General features: G+C 61.2%; 18 protein-coding genes. 11 read left to right on the top strand and 7 right to left on the bottom strand.

Annotated elements, in window-relative coordinates; genetic code table 11:
- Positions 1–110: 110 nt before the first annotated feature.
- The 3 genes from LPA46_RS18235 to LPA46_RS18230 all read right to left on the bottom strand — a co-directional run bounded on the left by LPA46_RS18235 (position 111) and on the right by LPA46_RS18230 (position 2,215).
- Positions 111–1,526, bottom strand: a complete 1,416-nt coding sequence (locus LPA46_RS18235) for a sodium-dependent transporter (RefSeq protein WP_230893744.1) — start codon at positions 1,524–1,526, stop codon at positions 111–113.
- A gap of 87 nt (positions 1,527–1,613) precedes the next feature.
- The gene (locus LPA46_RS19345) at positions 1,614–1,763 is read right to left on the bottom strand and encodes a DUF7535 family protein (RefSeq protein WP_442908277.1); all 150 of its coding nucleotides are present in this window, start codon (positions 1,761–1,763) and stop codon (positions 1,614–1,616) included.
- 230 nt (positions 1,764–1,993) lie between these two features.
- Complete coding sequence (locus LPA46_RS18230; RefSeq protein ID WP_330166356.1) at positions 1,994–2,215, bottom strand: hypothetical protein; 222 nt, start codon at positions 2,213–2,215, stop codon at positions 1,994–1,996.
- A gap of 204 nt (positions 2,216–2,419) precedes the next feature.
- Here LPA46_RS18230 and LPA46_RS18225 point away from each other — a divergent pair, with 204 nt between their 5' ends.
- A complete protein-coding gene (locus tag LPA46_RS18225; RefSeq protein ID WP_230893742.1) occupies positions 2,420–3,736 on the top strand; it encodes an RNA-guided endonuclease InsQ/TnpB family protein in 1,317 nt (438 codons plus the stop codon).
- Positions 3,737–4,135: 399 nt separating this feature from the next.
- Here LPA46_RS18225 and LPA46_RS18220 read toward each other — a convergent pair whose 3' ends face one another.
- Together LPA46_RS18220 and LPA46_RS18215 are read right to left on the bottom strand one after the other, a co-directional pair.
- A complete protein-coding gene (locus LPA46_RS18220; protein WP_230893741.1) occupies positions 4,136–4,696 on the bottom strand; it encodes a class I SAM-dependent methyltransferase in 561 nt (186 codons plus the stop codon).
- A 1-nt stretch (position 4,697) separates the two neighbouring features.
- Complete coding sequence (locus LPA46_RS18215; protein WP_230893740.1) at positions 4,698–5,138, bottom strand: DUF302 domain-containing protein; 441 nt, start codon at positions 5,136–5,138, stop codon at positions 4,698–4,700.
- A gap of 720 nt (positions 5,139–5,858) precedes the next feature.
- Here LPA46_RS18215 and LPA46_RS18210 point away from each other — a divergent pair.
- The 4 genes from LPA46_RS18210 (at position 5,859) to LPA46_RS18195 (ending at position 10,276) form a co-directional block, all read left to right on the top strand.
- A complete protein-coding gene (locus LPA46_RS18210) occupies positions 5,859–6,197 on the top strand; it encodes a thioredoxin family protein (RefSeq protein WP_230893739.1) in 339 nt (112 codons plus the stop codon).
- A 15-nt stretch (positions 6,198–6,212) separates the two neighbouring features.
- Positions 6,213–7,331: an aminotransferase class V-fold PLP-dependent enzyme gene (locus LPA46_RS18205; RefSeq protein WP_230893738.1), complete on the top strand. Its 1,119-nt coding sequence runs from the start codon at positions 6,213–6,215 to the stop codon at positions 7,329–7,331.
- A 508-nt stretch (positions 7,332–7,839) separates the two neighbouring features.
- Positions 7,840–9,288, top strand: coding sequence for a cytochrome ubiquinol oxidase subunit I (locus LPA46_RS18200; RefSeq protein WP_230893737.1), 1,449 nt, complete (start codon positions 7,840–7,842; stop codon positions 9,286–9,288).
- Positions 9,281–10,276: a cytochrome d ubiquinol oxidase subunit II gene (locus LPA46_RS18195; protein WP_230893736.1), complete on the top strand. Its 996-nt coding sequence runs from the start codon at positions 9,281–9,283 to the stop codon at positions 10,274–10,276. The genes LPA46_RS18200 and LPA46_RS18195 overlap by 8 nt, the downstream gene beginning before the upstream one ends.
- Before the next feature lie 118 nt (positions 10,277–10,394).
- Here the strand turns inward: LPA46_RS18195 and LPA46_RS18190 are convergent, their stop codons facing one another.
- Together LPA46_RS18190 and LPA46_RS18185 are read right to left on the bottom strand one after the other, a co-directional pair.
- Positions 10,395–10,967, bottom strand: coding sequence for a DsrE/DsrF/DrsH-like family protein (locus LPA46_RS18190; RefSeq protein WP_230893735.1), 573 nt, complete (start codon positions 10,965–10,967; stop codon positions 10,395–10,397).
- Positions 10,968–10,969: 2 nt separating this feature from the next.
- Positions 10,970–11,215, bottom strand: coding sequence for a sulfurtransferase TusA family protein (locus tag LPA46_RS18185; RefSeq protein ID WP_230893734.1), 246 nt, complete (start codon positions 11,213–11,215; stop codon positions 10,970–10,972).
- Positions 11,216–11,463: 248 nt separating this feature from the next.
- On the opposite strand from LPA46_RS18185, the gene LPA46_RS18180 reads away from it, so the two are divergent.
- The 6 genes from LPA46_RS18180 to LPA46_RS18155 all read left to right on the top strand — a co-directional run bounded on the left by LPA46_RS18180 (position 11,464) and on the right by LPA46_RS18155 (position 16,148).
- A complete protein-coding gene (locus LPA46_RS18180) occupies positions 11,464–12,657 on the top strand; it encodes an MBL fold metallo-hydrolase (RefSeq protein ID WP_230893733.1) in 1,194 nt (397 codons plus the stop codon).
- Between the two features lie 8 nt (positions 12,658–12,665).
- Positions 12,666–13,157, top strand: coding sequence for a YeeE/YedE family protein (locus LPA46_RS18175; protein WP_230893732.1), 492 nt, complete (start codon positions 12,666–12,668; stop codon positions 13,155–13,157).
- Positions 13,157–13,615 carry a YeeE/YedE family protein gene (locus tag LPA46_RS18170; RefSeq protein WP_230893731.1) on the top strand — a complete coding sequence of 153 codons (459 nt, stop codon included), beginning with the start codon at positions 13,157–13,159 and terminating at the stop codon, positions 13,613–13,615. Before LPA46_RS18175 ends, LPA46_RS18170 begins: the two co-directional genes overlap by 1 nt.
- Positions 13,616–13,625: 10 nt before the next feature.
- Positions 13,626–14,801: an inorganic phosphate transporter gene (locus tag LPA46_RS18165; RefSeq protein WP_230893730.1), complete on the top strand. Its 1,176-nt coding sequence runs from the start codon at positions 13,626–13,628 to the stop codon at positions 14,799–14,801.
- 201 nt (positions 14,802–15,002) lie between these two features.
- Complete coding sequence (locus LPA46_RS18160) at positions 15,003–15,152, top strand: DUF7512 family protein (protein ID WP_230893729.1); 150 nt, start codon at positions 15,003–15,005, stop codon at positions 15,150–15,152.
- 18 nt (positions 15,153–15,170) lie between these two features.
- The gene (locus LPA46_RS18155) at positions 15,171–16,148 is read left to right on the top strand and encodes a sulfite exporter TauE/SafE family protein (RefSeq protein ID WP_230893745.1); all 978 of its coding nucleotides are present in this window, start codon (positions 15,171–15,173) and stop codon (positions 16,146–16,148) included.
- Positions 16,149–16,313 lie beyond the last annotated feature (165 nt).

The raw sequence follows: 16,313 nt of genomic DNA, 5'->3' as shown, positions 1-16,313 counted from the left end.
TTGTGTCGGCTTCTTTCCGTCCACGTTGTCGAGAGCGTCTTGCAATTCCTCGACGGAGATCTCGTCGAGATGATTCACTAGCTACTGCAACTGTCTCTGAGTAAAAAGTTCTACCGGTTACTATAGCCGGCGTCATCGTGTGTTGTTCGCGTGACTGCGGTCCGGCAAATGAGCGTCGCAAATACGGCGATTGCGACCCGCATAACGGTCGCCAGTGAGAGGCTTGCGAGTGAAGCCAGCGTGGTCGTCAGTAAGAACATGACGACGACCGGTAGCACCCAGCTGACGGCCAGCACCCATGGCGTAGCGAACCCACGGAGGCGGCCAGCGCCACGCTGGAACTCCGCAACAGCGTCTTGACGGAGTATCCAACCGACGATTGCGAGGAACGCGAACAAGCCAATCGTCAGCATCACGTCGACGACCGGGCCGGACACGAACCGAAACATCGGTCCGGCGAGTGCTAACCCACTGCCAGTCACCGCGATCACCAGCGTCATGAGCAGCGTTGCCCGTCGCCGGGACATTCCATAGTTGTCGACGAGCGTCGCAACGGGGGTTTCGAGCAGACTGATGCCGCTTGTTACAGCTGCGAGCAGGACGGTGAAGAAGAAGACGGTTGCAACGAGGGCGCCGCCGGGCAGCGAACCGAACGCGGTTGCGAGTGCAACGAACAGCGCGCCAGGGCCGCCCTGTCCGGGGCTGATTCCCTGGGAGAACAACAACGGCAGAACAACGAGCCCGGCTAGGACACCGATGACCGTGTTCGAAATCGCGATAACGAGCGTGTCACGCGGGAGAGAGACATCCTCGTCGAGGTATGAGGCGTACGTGAGCATCGCGCCGGCACCCAGCGAGAGCGTGAATAATGCCTGTCCAGCTGCCGGGCCGAGGACATCGAAGAAGTGTGTGGCGAGATAGTTGCCATCGAAGTCCAGATAGAATGCATAGCCAGCAGCGGTGTTGGGCTGAGTGGCTGTCCAGATGGCGAGGCCACCAAGTAACACGACGACTGCGGGAAGCATGATCTTCGAGACGCGTTCGATCCCCCGGCTCACGCCGAAATAGACGATGATGGCGACGATTGTGAGAAACAGTAAGTGGAACCCAACTGCCGGCAGGCCGTGGCTTGCATGACGGAAGTACTGCTGTGGCTGCGCGAAGTACGCGCCAGTCGGTGCTAGCAGCGTGTATCTGAGGATCCAGCCGCCGACGACCGAGTAAAACGACAGCATCACGACGGTTGTGATGACGTTGAATGCGCCCAGTGGTGTGCCCCACCGGGAGCCGATGAGCGTGCGAAGCGCGCCGATTGGGGTTTGGCGGCCACGTCGCCCGAGCACAAGTTCAGCGAGCAACCCAGGGACACCAACACCAATTACGAGCAGCAAGTACATCACGAGGAAAGCGCTACCGCCGTTTTCGGCAGTCAACCATGGGAACCGCCAGATGTTCCCCAGCCCGGCTGCACTGCCGACGGCTGCAAGTACGAATCCCACGTTCGAAACCCACGAATCTCGATCCATCCGTGTACAAATCTGGCTACTGTAGGAGGAAGTCCGTGTCGATTCAGCTGCTCAGAGCGATCCCAGATCTCTGCACACCGGACCAGATCAGGTTAGTTTGGTTCCGACCCAGAGAAGAACGAGAATCGGAAGCACTGGCAGGAGTAGAACTCCTAATGCCGTAGCGATCAAATACCCGACGACACTCATCTCAGCGTTCGAGTAATCTGTTCGACGACGACTTACAGCTTCCGTCATATCTATCACTCCGTTTTCCTGGAACAAAAACTAACTGGTTGGTAAGCATATTTCGTGTGGGATACAGCCAGTACTGCCTATCATCTATATTCGGTTGTAGTAGGCTTATTGAACGATAAACGCCTGTTTTGTAGTTCGTGATATCCCTCAAGACTCCAGGTTGGTAACTAAAGCAACCATCCATACCCCGTTCTACTCATCCCGTAGCGAGTCAGTCAGCACGTGGCAGCTCAACAACAATGGCTGTCCCCGTGGGCTCGTCGTCCTCCACCCAGATATCGCCGCCATACTGCGCGACGAGCGTCTGGACGAGATAGACCAAACCCTGTTCCAGGACTCCCCAGCCCCCGCTCACCTTTCCCGAATACAATCTCTTTCTTGTTGTCCGGTAATCCAGGCCCGTTGTCAGGGATTCGAACCTCAACGTCATCGTCTCGGACCTCGAAAGAGATCGCGACGCGAGGAGTGTCTTTGTCGTTGTGCTGGACGACATTATACGCTGAACAGGCGCAATCCCACGGCGTTTAGGCCGTGCATACGCGCCGTCACTCAGTGACACATTCTATTGACTCCGACAGGGCCGGATATTCCACGTTCTCAAACCGTTCCGTTTACAAGAAACACGAGTATAAGAGATTATACAGCCGTTCGACAGTATGCTGGAAGTCCACCGCACCCATCGAGCGACAATCCGCAACCACGCACAGGTCGCGGAGTCGCTTGACCGGCACGGCTGGAGTGCCAGCAAACTCTGGAACGCTGCGAACTACTATTCTCGGCAAGTCTGGGACGAAACGGGCGAAATCCCCGACCACGGCGAGCTGAAAGACGAGTTGAAGACTCATCCAAAATACAAAGGGCTACACTCACAGTCCAGTCAGCGCGTTCTGGAGGAACTCGCTGAAGCCTTCAACTCCTGGTACGGCTCCGACGACGAGCGAGACAATCCGCCCGGCTACCGCAAAACAAACTACTACGACGACGAGGGCAACCGCGTCCACGAAGAACACCCACGCAGTACGGTGACGTGGAAGCAAAACGGCATCAAACACGACACCAAGAACGATCGCGTCCGCCTCTCCAAGGGCGCCAATCACAAAGAACACCCAAAGGCGTGGGAGTACATCCTTGTCGAATACGAGACACGCCCCGGTGTCACCGTTGAGAATCTCCAACAGGTTCGCGCCGTCTACGATAACGTGAAGGGCCACTGGGAACTGCACCTCGTCTGCAAAGACGAAATCGAGACTCCTCCTGAACCCGGCAACGAGACAGCTGGAATCGACCTCGGGATCTCGAATTTCGCTGCCGTCGCGTACAGCACCGAAGATGCCGACCTGTACCCTGGGAACCGCTTGAAACAGGACGGCTACTACTTCCCGAAAGAAATCGCCAACTGTGCTGATTCAGGCGGCGACGAAGCAACGCGACTCCAGCACAAATGGACGGAGCGCCGCCGGCATTTCTTCCACTCCTTGGCGAAACACATCGTCCAGCGATGCGTCGAAAAGGGGGTTGGCCGCATCAACGTTGGGGACTTAGAAGGCGTGCGTGAGGACGAGAACGGAGAGTCGAAAAACTGGGGCAAGCACGGCAATCTCGACCTACACGGGTGGGCGTTCGACCGCTTCACCAACATCCTCAAATACAAGGCGAAAGTCGAGGGGATTGAGGTCGTAGAAGTATCCGAACGCAACACGAGTAAGACGTGTTGCGTCTGCGGGCGGGAAGATGAGAGTCAGCGTGTCGAGCGCGGCTTGTACGTCTGCGAGACGTGTGATGGGGCGTTCAACGCCGACGTGAATGGGGCGGAGAACATCCGTCTCGACATCAACGAGGAAAGTAACTCCGAGTCTCGGCCTGTTTTGGGTGGAGATAGGAGTACCGGCTGGTTGGCACAGCCAGCAGTCTACCTTCATGACTTGTCGTGCGGATTCCAACCGCAGGCACAAGTGGTCGACTGCAAACCTTAAGATCCCAATCCAGCGGCGCGGTGCCGTGGGATTCCTCCGCGTTCACGCGGAGGAGGATGTCAACAGGAACGGAGGTAGTCTCCGAGGGAATTTGAGAGATTGTACACAGTGTAAAGACCATACCCCATGACGAGGACGGCGACAACAAGGAGGAGGGCCCAATTCAAGTCCATATGTCTCAGAAGAACTTCTTGTAGAATATGATTTGTCCTCTATTAGCTACCCACGAGTAAACTCGTGGGCTTGCCGGTGGACTCCAAGTTTCGCGCTCCACAGTCGAAAGCCCCACCCTGCTGCTTTCTAACAGAAGCCTTTCTCAGGTGGCTTCCTGACTGGGAGTCGGAGCGACTCGTTCAGCGTCCCCGACTTCGGAGGCTGACAGACAGGCCGTCCTACCGATCACTTAGTACGTCCTGTCAGCAGAAACGTTTCCGGTCGCTCGGCCTGGAATTCTATATCGAATCCGTGCTGGTGGAGCACATTTGTAACCTCCGCGGCCGAAAATCGTTCATCGACGGGTGGGCCGTGGTTTCCATTTCCGGAAGCTGCCCAGTCGGCGATGACGAGCGTCCCCTGTGACGCAAGTACCCGACTGAGCTCGCTCAGCGCTTGCTCGCTCGCGAACTCGTGGTAGGTCATTGTCGAGACGGCAGCGTCGAGACTGTCGGTATCGAGTGGGAGACCGACGATGCCACTCGTCACGAGGTCGACGTTCTCGGGAACACCTTTCTCCCGGTAGTAGTCGTGCATCGCCGCCTGGATGTCGACGGCGTACACGTGGTCGACGGCCGGTGCGATGTCGTCAGTGTAGAACCCGGTCCCGCTACCGAGGTCTGCGACCGTCTCGTCACCGTCTGGTGACAGCGCCCAGAGCAGTTCCTCCGCGGAGAGGAACCGGTACCGTCGCTGTGCATCTTCGAGCTTATCGGCGCGGTCGGCGTCGAACGTGTGATGTCCCATTTCAGAGGTTCGCGAACGCCTCGTCGACGAGTTCGCCGGTGTTGGCGACGATGTCGGCCATCTCCTCGTTGTCGGGCGCCATCCCGACGAGGCGGGCGATGCGCATGATGGAGACGTGATAGACGACCTGCTTACCGGGTTCTTCTTCCCAGACAACGACGTTGCACGGCATCAGGGCGCCGAGCCGGTTGTCGGTCGCATCGAGCGCTCGGTCGGCAACCTCGGGGTTGCACGCGCCTAGCACGTAGTAAGGGTCGCGGTCCGCGTCGACCTTCTCGTTGAGCATCTCGGAAGGTGAGAACTCGACGGGAATGCCGAAGCCGGCATCCCTGAACACCTCGCGGACGTGCTCAACGGCATCCTCGTGACTCATTTCAAGGCTCGCCCGTTCTTCGCCGATGTCTGCAGAGTTGATCTGGTCCGGATCGATTGGGAGCATCATTCGTGTATTATATTGGGCCTTTAGCACAAAGTTCCTTCGGATACTCTCTTGGTAGAGCACAGTATAGGGGAATAGAACCGACCAAGTACTGTCTTGGCTTATGTAGTATTGTGTAATACTGGGATATAATTAAATCTCGCTCATTTCCTTCTCCGGGATATTGGCCACTTCGGTGCGCGAGCACTTCGAGCGCGACTTGGGATGCCTCAACCTCCTGGTGTTCTTCGCCGCGCTCTTGGTCTACCAGCGCCGGCGTTGCAGAGTGTGCTGACCGTGCAATCGACGGTTTCGCTGACCCAAACACACTTGATCCGGTCGAATAAATGCAAGACTAACCGATGACTGGTTCGAATGAGGATACGAGTGCCGAAGACACTTCGACACCGCCGTGGCGATTACTCGGCGTTGGCGGCGCGTTGAGTCTATGCTGTCTCTTCGCGGCGCCGACAGCGGCTGGCGCCGCAGCTGCTGGGGGTACGGCGGCTGTCCTCACTGGTGGCCTCATTAGAATCGTAGTGACCGCGCTAACGGTCGGAGTGATTGGTGGCCTCTACTGGCTCCACTCCGGCAACTATGCCGACCAGAGTTGCTCGACACGAATCTGACGGCGTTAGTCGTCGCTTCAAACTCTTACTCGTTTTTGACCGGAAATTGACCGCACCAGATTATATTGTGTATTCCACACAAGACTATTAAACACCCGGTGCGTAGAGTCTCGTAATGGCAACACAGACAGCGGAGATGGACCGCGTGGTCTCGCTCGGTGACGACGACGTTGAAACGGTCGTCGAAGACAGTAGGGTCGCGCTTGTGGAGTTCTACACGGAGTGGTGTGGCACCTGCAAACGAATGAAGCCGGTCCTCAAAGCACTCGCCGAAGACACTGAGGCGACGGTCCTGACGATCGACATCGAGTCGAATCTCGAAACGGCGATCGAGTTCGGTGCCCAGAGCACGCCAACGTTCGTCCTCTTCGTCGACGGACAACCGGTGAAACAGCTTCGCGGCGGCCAGAACGAACAGACACTCCGCGACCTGATCGCCCGGTATCGGAACTAACTCACCGACAACGAAATGAACCCCAGAGAACTTCGCGCCGACACGCCCGCCTTACACGAGGACATCTACCTGAATTTCGGCGCTCACGGGCCGAGTCCACGGTACGTTGTCGAGGCTGCTGACGAGTTCATACGGTCACAAGAGTACGAGACGAGCACGCGAAACGACCCCTACGAGGTGGCGTTCGACGCCTACGACCGCGTGCGGGAGCGCGTCGCAACTTTCGTCGGTGCGGAGGACGACGAGATTGCGCTCACGGAGAGCACGACCGCGGGCATCAACGCTATCGCGACCGCCATCGACTGGGAGCCCGGCGACACAGTCGTTCGAACCGACCTCGAACACCCAGCCGGAACGCTTCCGTGGCAACGCTTGGAACAGCATGGCGTCGACGTTCGCGTCATCGATACCGAGGATGGCCGTGTCGACCTCGACGCCTTCGCCGAGGCAGTCGACGATGCGCGGCTGGCCTGTTTCAGCGCCGTGACGTGGACGCACGGCACCCAGTTGCCCGTCGCCGACCTCGTCGACATCGCCCACGAGGCGGGTGCGTTCGCGCTCGTCGACGCTGTACAGGTGCCGGGACAGCTCCCGATGGACGTCGGCGAGTGGGGTGCGGACGCCGTCGCGGCAGCCGGTCACAAGTGGCTTCTGGGGCTGTGGGGCGGCGGCTTCCTCTACGTCGACCGGACAGCTGCTGACTCCCTGCTGCCGACCACAGTTGGGTACCGAAGCGTCGAGACGCCGACTGCAGATCCCTATGAGTTCGCAGCCGGCGCCCGCCGGTTCGAGGTCGGCTCGGCGAACCCGGCTCCACACGTCGCCCTAGCGGAAGCCATCGAGGCGATCGACGAAGTTGGAGTCGACCGTATCGCTGCCCGAGTCCAGGAATTGGCTGGCCAGCTGGCCGATGGGGTTCCCGACGACCGGCTTCTCAGTCCTGCAGACCCCGAGTCGGGACTCGTGACCATCGACGTGGCTGATCCTGAAGCGACGGTCGATAGACTCGCGTCAGAGGGAATCGTCGTTCGTGCCTTACCGACGCCAGACGCCGTCCGCGCGTCGGTCCACGCGGTCAACACTCACACTGAGGTTGAGCGGCTGCTGGACGCCCTCGAATCGGAGTGGACCTGACAACCGCAGAAGAGTTTACTTCGGCTATCGCATTTCGTCAGGCTGACCCCTGTATCAGTAGACCACACATCTGCTGGCGCCACCCCGAAATGGAGGCGGTTATTTGTTGACGCCTGCCCCGTCCCGCACCCTGTTCCGCCCTGTTGGGCGCACCACCAAATTGGCTAACGCTGTCCTGATCGACGTCTGATCGCTGAGATAGCGGTTCGTCTCTGGAATGATAGCTCTTTGTCGTCACTCACTGACGGCGCAGCGTGAGCGGTTAGGTTCCTACCGAAGACCACCCTCTCCCTCTGATAGCACCAGTTTTCTCGCACGGCCTCGGTGGTCCTCGCGTCGAGAGGTTCAATGCTGTTCCTCTCGTTTCCAAGCCCGGCGTATATCAGAACCCGAACTTTTCTAGGGTATTTGGGAACTTATATCCTCACCTATAAAATTTTGTGGGGGTATCCCAAAATTCGGGAAATCGCCTAATGACTAATCATATTGCGCCCCGCAGTGTCTACCCATGGTCCCAGCGACACTTCTATCCACCGTCGACCTGGGTTGGATGGCCTTGCTCTCTCCAGAAATCGCGAGCCGTATGCAGTTCGGGTGGACGATCTCCGTGCACATCATTTTCGCGTCTCTCTCGATCGGGCTCGCACCGTTTATTATCTACTTCACGTGGAAAGACGTACGGACTAACGAGCAGCGGTATGCGCGGTTACGCTCGTTTTGGGTGAAGGTGTTCGCCGTTGGCTTCGTAATGGGAACGGTCACCGGTATCCCAATGAGCTTCCAGTTCGGGACGAACTTCCCGCAGTTCGCCACAATCGCCGGTGAACTGATCGGTGGGCCACTCGCGTTCGAGGCGAAGATGGCGTTCTTCTTGGAAGCCGTCTTCCTCGGCGTGTTGCTGTACGGCCGCGAGCGGGTCGCGGACCGAACGTACGTCCTCTCCTCGGTCCTCGTCGGCGTCGGTGCTTGGCTGTCGGGGTTCTGGATCCTGGTCGTCAACGCGTGGATGCAGACGCCTCGGGGCTACGAGATGGTCACCCGCAACGGGATGGAGGTCGCCAAGCTCACTGACCCGGTCGCGGCGTTCCTCACCCCGCGAATGCCGTGGATGTACGTTCACATGATGAACGCGTCGGTGATAGCGGTCGCGCTGCTCGTCGCGGGCGTCTCGGCATACCTTGTCTGGAAGAAGCCGGACGCGGATGCCTGGAACTCCGCGCTCAAACTCGCCGTCGTCCTGCTACTCGTCTCGGCGCCGTTCCAAGCGGTCCACGGTGACGCCTACGGCCGGCACGTTGAGGATACGCAGCCCCAGAAGTTCGCCGCGATGGAAGCCCACTACGAGACGGGGTCGGCCGACCTCCACCTGCTCGCGTTCCCGAAGTCCCTCGACGCGCTCACCGACCCGCGCGCCGAGAACCTCTTCACGGTGAGTCTCCCCAGAGTCGGGTCGTTCCTCGCCAGTGGCGGCGACTTCGACGCCGAGGTCATCGGCCTGAACGAGTACGAGGAGAACCCACCCGTTGCGCTCGTGTTCTGGTCGTTCCGATTCATGGTCGGGCTCGGGTTCCTGTTCATCGCGCTCGCGCTCTGGGGCGGGTACCTCACGTACCGCGGACGATTGACCGAGAGTACGCGCTACCTGAAGTCGATGATCGCGGCATCGCCATTCGGCTATGCGGCGTTACTCACCGGCTGGTACGTCACCGAGATCGGCCGCCAACCGTGGGTTATCCAGGGCGAACTCAAGACGAGCGAGGCGGTCTCCTCGACGCTCACTGGGACCGAGGCGACCCTGACTCTCGTCGGGTTCGTTGTCCTCTACATCGCGTTGATACTGACGGCGCTGTACGTCCTGAAGTGGCTGATTCGTGGAGAGCTCCGGTCGCTCGGCGTCCAGGAGTCGAGTGCGGGCCGCTGGCGTGGCCCTCTCCCGTGGGTGACCAGCGATGACTGATCCACTGATCCCCGTCGACACGTACCTCGTCGACTCCCTGCCGGAGGTCTGGTTCGGCGCCGTGGTGTTCGCGTTGGGGATGTACATCGTCCTCGATGGCTTCGACTTCGGTATCGGGATGCTGTACGCGACCCGGACGGACGAACACGAGCGGGAGACGTTCCTGGCGGCGTTCGGCCCGGTGTGGGACGCCAACGAGGTGTGGATCGTAGCGTTCGGGACGATGTTGCTGGCGGCGTTCCCGCGCGTGTACTCGCGGCTCCTGGCGGACAACTATCTGCTCGCACTCGGGTTCGTCGTCGCGTTGGTGTTCCGCGGGCTCGGCCCGGAGCTCCGCGAGCAGCGCGAGGACGAGCGCTGGAAGCGCTACACCGACTACGCCTTCGTCGGCGGGAGCGTGTTCGCGCCGCTGCTGTTGGGGATGCTCGCCGGCCGGTGGCTCTTCGCTGGGGCGACCCTACCGGTGGTGCTGACCGGCGTCGGTCTGGTCGCGGTCTCGATAGTCACGGGGGCGGCGTTCCTCGCGGCGAAGACCGACTCTGGGTTGGCGTCGGAGTTGCGTTCGTACGGCGTCGGCGCGACGGTCGCGTACCTCGGCGGCGTGGTCGTCCTGTTGGGGACCGTCGTCGCGACCGATGCGGGTGGGGCCGCCAGCGCGGTGCTCTCGCTGCCCGTCGCTGCAGTCGTCGCGCTCTCTATCGTCGCCGGGGTGGGCGGGAGCGTGCTAGCCAGACGCGGCCGGTACCGAGCCTGGCTCGCGAGCGCGCTGGCGCTCCCCACGCTGCTGACGCTCTTGGTCGCGGTGTTGCTGTATCCGACGGTCTATCCGCCGACCGGACTGCTGGTGAGAGAAGCCGTCGTGTCGCCGCTAGCGTTGAACCTCGTGACCGTCCTCGGATTCCCGGTCCTGCTGCTGGTCTTGTGGTACTTCAAATTCCTTTACGGCGTGTTCAGCGGTCCAATCGAGGGCGAGGGTTACGGCGGGTGACATCCTCCCAGACCGAACTTGGCTGGACAACACGAGCAGGTCGACCGCTTCGGTGGTTTCTGCCCGCCTAAGGCACTGGAAAGCTGGGAATCGGGCTCCCGGGTTTGTGCATCGGAGTTCAGACGAGGAGCTGGATGTCGGCCTCGGCCATGTCTTGGAGGGCGGTCGCCGCGCCGACGCCGGTGGTGACGCCGTCGTAGAAGTCGTCCTCGTCGTAGTCCATCAGGTCGATGGTCATCTGACAGGCCTGGAACTCCACGCCCATGTCGAGGCTCGTCTCGATGAGCTCCTCGATGGTGGCGGTGTCGTTGTCGTCGATTTTCTTCTCCATCATCTTCGTCGTCACATGGTCCATGCCCGGGAGCGCGGCGACGGCGTTCGGGACGGGCATGTTGGGGTTGCCGACGGAGCTGAGTTTGAGGTTCTTCGAGCGTTCCTCGTGGAGGATTTCCAGTCCCCAGAACGTGTGGAAGACGGTCACCTCGTAGCCGAACGCGGCAGCGGTGCTGGCGAGGATGAGCGGCGGGTACGCCATGTCCAGCGTCCCCTTCGTCGCGATGATGCTCATCTTCTTGCCGTCGTCCTCGCTCGTGGCTTCGGCAAGTGCGTCCTCGAGTTCGTCGACGCGCGCGGCGAGTTCCGCACGCGAGGGCGTGTCGTCGGCAGACGCGTCGGGTGTGTCCGTGCTCATCGTTACTCCGTCTTGCGGACGTAGTGTTTGTACACGTCGTCGCCTTCCTCTTGGTCGACGAGCTCGACGCCGGCGGTGCCGGACGCCCAGCCGTCGATGTCGCTCATGCTCCCCGAGTCAGTCGCCAGCACTTCGAGGACCTCACCTTCCGCGAGGTCATCGATGGCGGACTTCGTCTTCACTACTGGCATGGGGCACGATGCGCCTTTCACGTCGAGCGTCTCCGTGATGTCGTAATCTGCACTCATGGTTTGTCTGCTCCGGTAGTCTGTCTTGGAGCTATCGCACAATACCTACTACGTAACTAAAAGATTGTCGATTCTTGTGCATACTACCAACTACTCTAAGCCGAATTGAGGCGCTGAATCGGAAATATTCCCTACATGGATGTTCTAGTCCGGTTGAAGCGGAGGGTGGTCTAGAATAATATTGTCCGAAGATGGAACTACTATCCAAATTCTTTTGTGCGACCACCCAGTAGAAGCGACTGCACAATATGAACGCCGACGACTTCCCGACTCCGGACGCCGACGTGGAATCCGTCGACCCGGAATCGCTCAAAGATCGCATCGACGCCGGCGAGGACGTCACGCTCCTCGACGCGCGAATGACCAGCGACTACGAAGAGTGGCACATCGACGGTGAAAACGTCACGTCGATCAACGTCCCGTACTTCGAACTCCTCGAGGACGACATCGACGAGGACGTCCTCGACCAGATTCCCGACGACCGCGAAGTGACCGTCCTATGCGCAAAGGGCGGCGCCAGCGAGTTCGTCGCGGGCACGCTTGCGGAGCGTAACTATGACGTCGACCACCTCGAAGACGGGATGAACGGCTGGGCGCGCATCTACGAGGCCGTCGAAGTCGAAGGCTACGACGGCGCCGGGACGCTGCTGCAGTACCAGCGCCCCTCCTCGGGCTGTCTCGGCTACCTCCTCTACGACGATGGCGAAGCCGCAATCATCGATCCGTTGCGTGCGTTCACCGACCGCTACCTCGAGGACGCCGACGACCTCGGCGTCGACCTGCAGTACGCCCTAGATACCCACGTCCACGCCGACCACATCTCCGGTGTTCGCAATCTCGCTGAGGAGGGCGTCGAGGGCGTCATCCCCGAGGCCGCTGTCGACCGCGGTGTCACGTACGCCGACAACATGACGACCGCCGCAGACGGCGACACCTTCGCGGTCGGCGACGCCACCATCGAAGCTGTCTACACGCCCGGCCACACGACTGGGATGACCTCGTACCTCGTCGACGACAGCCTGCTCGCGACCGGCGACGGGCTGTTCGTCGAAAGTGTCGCCCGTCCCGACCTCGAAGAGGGCGACGACGGCGCGCCCGACGCAGCGCGCATGCTCTACGAGTCGCTGCAGGAGCGCGTGCTGACGCTGCCCGACGACACGCTCGTCGGTGGCGCGCACTTCAGCGACGCCGCCGAGCCAGCCGCCGACGGCACCTACACCGCGCCCATCGGCGAACTCGTCGAGGAGATGGACGCGCTCACGATGGACGAACAGGAGTTCGTCGACCTGGTCCTCTCGGACATGCCGCCGCGGCCGGCCAACTACGAGGAGATCATCGCGACGAACCTCGGCCAGCACGCCGTCGACGACGAGGAAGCGTTTACGCTGGAACTCGGGCCGAACAACTGCGCGGCCAGCCAGGACTCCCTCGCGGGTGACTAACGACGCCGATGGTAATTGATCCACTTCCACTACAGGTCGCCGCCGAGCTGTTCCCGAACGGTATCAGCCGCTACGCTATCGGCGGGCTGCTGGTCGGGCTCGGCGCCACTGTCATCTACCTCGGCACCGGCATCAGCGCCGGCGCGAGCACGTTCCTGGAGTCGACGTTGTCGTACGTCTCCGACCAATCCCGCTTTCAGCAGTACGTCACCTCCCGGGACTGGCGGCTCGTGTTCACGCTCGGCATCGTTCTCGGCGCAGCCGTCTACGCCGTCGTCTACCAGGGCGGTGCATGGACGACTGACGTCCAGCCGTGGCGACTACTCGTTGGCGGTATCTTCGTCGGCATCGGCACCCGTGTCGGCAAGGGGTGTACGTCGGGCCACGGCGTCTGTGGCGTTGGATCAGCGTCGAAGACATCCATCGTGGGCGTCCTCACGTTCCTCACCGTCGCCATCGTGACCGCACAAGTAGTCTCCGCATTAGGGGTGAGCCCGTAATGAGTGACCGGCATCCAGCGTTCATGCCATTGATTCTCGTCGGCGGCCTCATCTTCGGGTTCGGGCTCGCGTACAGCCAGATGGCCCGGCCCGAGGTCGTCCTGAACTTCCTCCAGTTCGAGGACTTCGGGCTGGTGTTCGTGATGTTCGGCGGCGCCGCCGTGACGGGCGTGACGTTCTTCCTCGCGCCGCGGCTGTTGGGCCGCGCTCCACTGACCGGCGATAGCTTCGAGCGCCGCCTGAAGTCCTTCGACCGGAACGTCCTCGTCGGCGGCGCAATCTTCGGCGTCGGCTGGGGGCTCTCCGGCATCTGCCCGGGCGCCGCCTACGCGAGCCTCGGCATCGGGAACATCACCATTCTCTGGGCGCTTGCCGGGATGTTCCTCGGCGCGTACGCCCAGGGCTTCTGGCGGAGTCGCAGCCAGGCGCGTGACGCTGCCGTGACAGGCGCAGACTAACTCACTGTTTATGGACCCCGCTCTTATCGCCCTCTTCGTCGGTGCAGCGCTGGCTAGCCTGTTCATGGCGTGGGTTATCGGCGCCGGCTCGAGTGGGGCGACGCCGTATGCCCCTGCCGTCGGGGCGAACGCTATCTCGACGATGCGTGCCGCCCTCCTCGTCGGTATTTTCGGTTTCGTCGGTGCCGTCACGCAAGGCGGGAACGTCTCGGAAGCTATCGGGAGCGGCCTTGTCGGTGGAATCAGTCTCCCGGTCGCCGGTGTCATCCTCGTACTCGTGTTGGGTGCGGGGCTGATGGCAATCGGCATCACGACCGGCTATCCCATCGCGACGGCGTTCACCGTGACCGGCGCTGTAATTGGCGTCGGCCTCTCGCTTGGCGGCTCGCCGGTCTGGCCGAAGTACCAGCAGATTGCCGCCGTCTGGGTGTTGACGCCGTTCATCGGCGGCGGCATCGCGTTCACCATCGCAAGCCTGCTCCCACGCCCCGACGTCCCTGAGCAGTACAGTATCCCCGTTCTCGCAGGCCTCGTCGGGGCCGTCCTCGTAAACGTTCAGTTCAGTTTTCTGGGTGTGGGGAGTACGGCAGGAACCGTCCGCGGTGTCGGACAGCGCGTGCTGGCAGTTAACGGACTCACGTCGGCGGCCGGGATTACTGGCGTCGCGGCGCTGGCCGTCGCGACGGTCGTCTGGTGGGACGTCAGTCGCGACGAACGTGGCGGCCTGCGGCGTGTGCTGCTCGCGCTCGGGTCGCTCGTGGCGTTCTCCGCGGGCGGGAGCCAGGTCGGGCTCGCCGTTGGCCCGCTTCTCCCGCTGCTCGACGAAGTCGGGAGGGTGTCGACGTTCGTCGTGCTCGTCGGCGGCGGTTTGGGGATGCTCGTTGGCTCGTGGACGGGTGCGCCGCGGATGATCAAGTCGCTGGCGCAGGACTATTCATCGCTTGGGCCGCGACGCTCTATCTCGGCGCTCGTGCCCTCGTTCCTGATCGCACAGCTGGCTGTGTTGCTGGGAGTCCCGGTTTCGTTCAACGAAATCGTCGTCAGCGCCATCATCGGAAGTGGTGCCGCTGTCGGCGGTCGGGAGGCGGTAGACGCCCGGAAAATCGGTGTGACGATTGGTGCGTGGATCGGATCGTTCGCCCTCTCGTTCGCCCTTGCGTATGCGATGGGTCTCGTCTTCCTGTAGGTAGCACCAGGCTAAGCCGACATCATGGACCTACTGCGTGATGCGGGGCGGGCAGGGTTAGTCATCGATAAGTTACGGAATGCTGTCGCAAATAGTATTGTATGGTCGTCCCAAAAGCGTTAATACACGCTGCCGGTTACGGTGGCGTATGCAGAAAAGTATGATTCGCACAAATTCGGATCGTGTGGGTGGAACGCGGCGATGATCGACGCACTGTCACTTCCACCAACCGTACAAGCGGCCGGACTGATTGGCACCGTATTGCTCGAAGCGATAGTCCTCCACGTCGGCTACGGTGTCGTTACGAAGGCGCTTGGCCCGAACGTAAAACAAGCGCTCGGAGGTGAGTAAGCTGTGGAACTGCTCGGGATGAGTCTACTGCTCGTCAGCTTCTTCGTCGGGTTTGGGCTGCTCATCGGCATCCTGTTCGGCTTCTTCGGGATGGGCGGATCGTTCCTCGTCACGCCCGCGCTCCTCGTGATGGGTTACCCCTCGCGAGTCGCCGTCGGCAGCGGACTCGCGTTCGTGTTCGGCACAAGCGTCATCGGCGCGCTCCGCCACCGCGACCACGGCCACGTCGACTACAAACTCGCAGTCATCATGACCGTCGCGATGACCATCGGCATCGAAGCCGGCAAGCGTGTTGTCGACGCCCTCCACGCGTCAGGGAACGCCGACCTCGTCATCAGCGTCGCGTACGTCGGCCTGCTGGCGACCGTCGGGTTGTTCACGCTCCGTGACGCCCGCGCTAGCGGCACCACAACGAGTGTCGACCTCTCCGAGCGCGTGCAGGCACTTGAAATCCCACCGATGGTGACACTCCGCGGGGATGTCCGGGTGTCCGCGAGCATCATCTTCGGCATTGGCCTGGTCGTCGGCGTCCTCTCCGGGCTCCTTGGCGTCGGCGGCGGCTTCCTATTGATGCCCGCGATGATGTACGGACTGGGCGTCCCCGCCGCTATCGCCGTCGGCACGGATATCCTCCAGATTACGATCTCGGGAGCGTTCGGCGCCTTCGCCTACGTCCGCGACGGGTTCGTTGCGATTCCAGTCGTTGCGACGTTGCTCGCCGGGAGCGCACTCGGCGCGCGCGTCGGAGCGGGCGTCTCGAATCTCGTCGACGAGGACGACATCAAGGGGTACTTCGCGACGATGCTGCTCGCGGGCAGCGTCGCCGTCGCCGCCAAGCGCGTTGGCGCCGCCTATGACATCGGCGTACTCAACACTGTGAGTATCGCACTCATCTTCGGCGCGACGGTCGTCGTAAGTGGCGCAATCCTGTTGGCTGCGGTGTGCCAGCTCCGCGACGACAACGCTGGCTTCTGGTGTCGCCTATCGGCGACGTAACCCGTGGTCACGGGGAGCGTCTGTCCCTGTTTCTCGGGCCGCTATAGCGCACAATTGTGCAATCCATACAAAAATCTTATAACTGCACAGCCCCTACGATTGAGTGATACTAATGCCAGATTCGATGTCCGAACAACTCCGTCAGGATATGGAGTGTGAGGGGCT

Source organism: Halobacterium sp. KA-6 (assembly GCF_021029015.1).
Taxonomy (GTDB): domain Archaea; phylum Halobacteriota; class Halobacteria; order Halobacteriales; family Halobacteriaceae; genus Halobacterium.
This window is presented reverse-complemented; position numbering and strand designations above follow the sequence as displayed.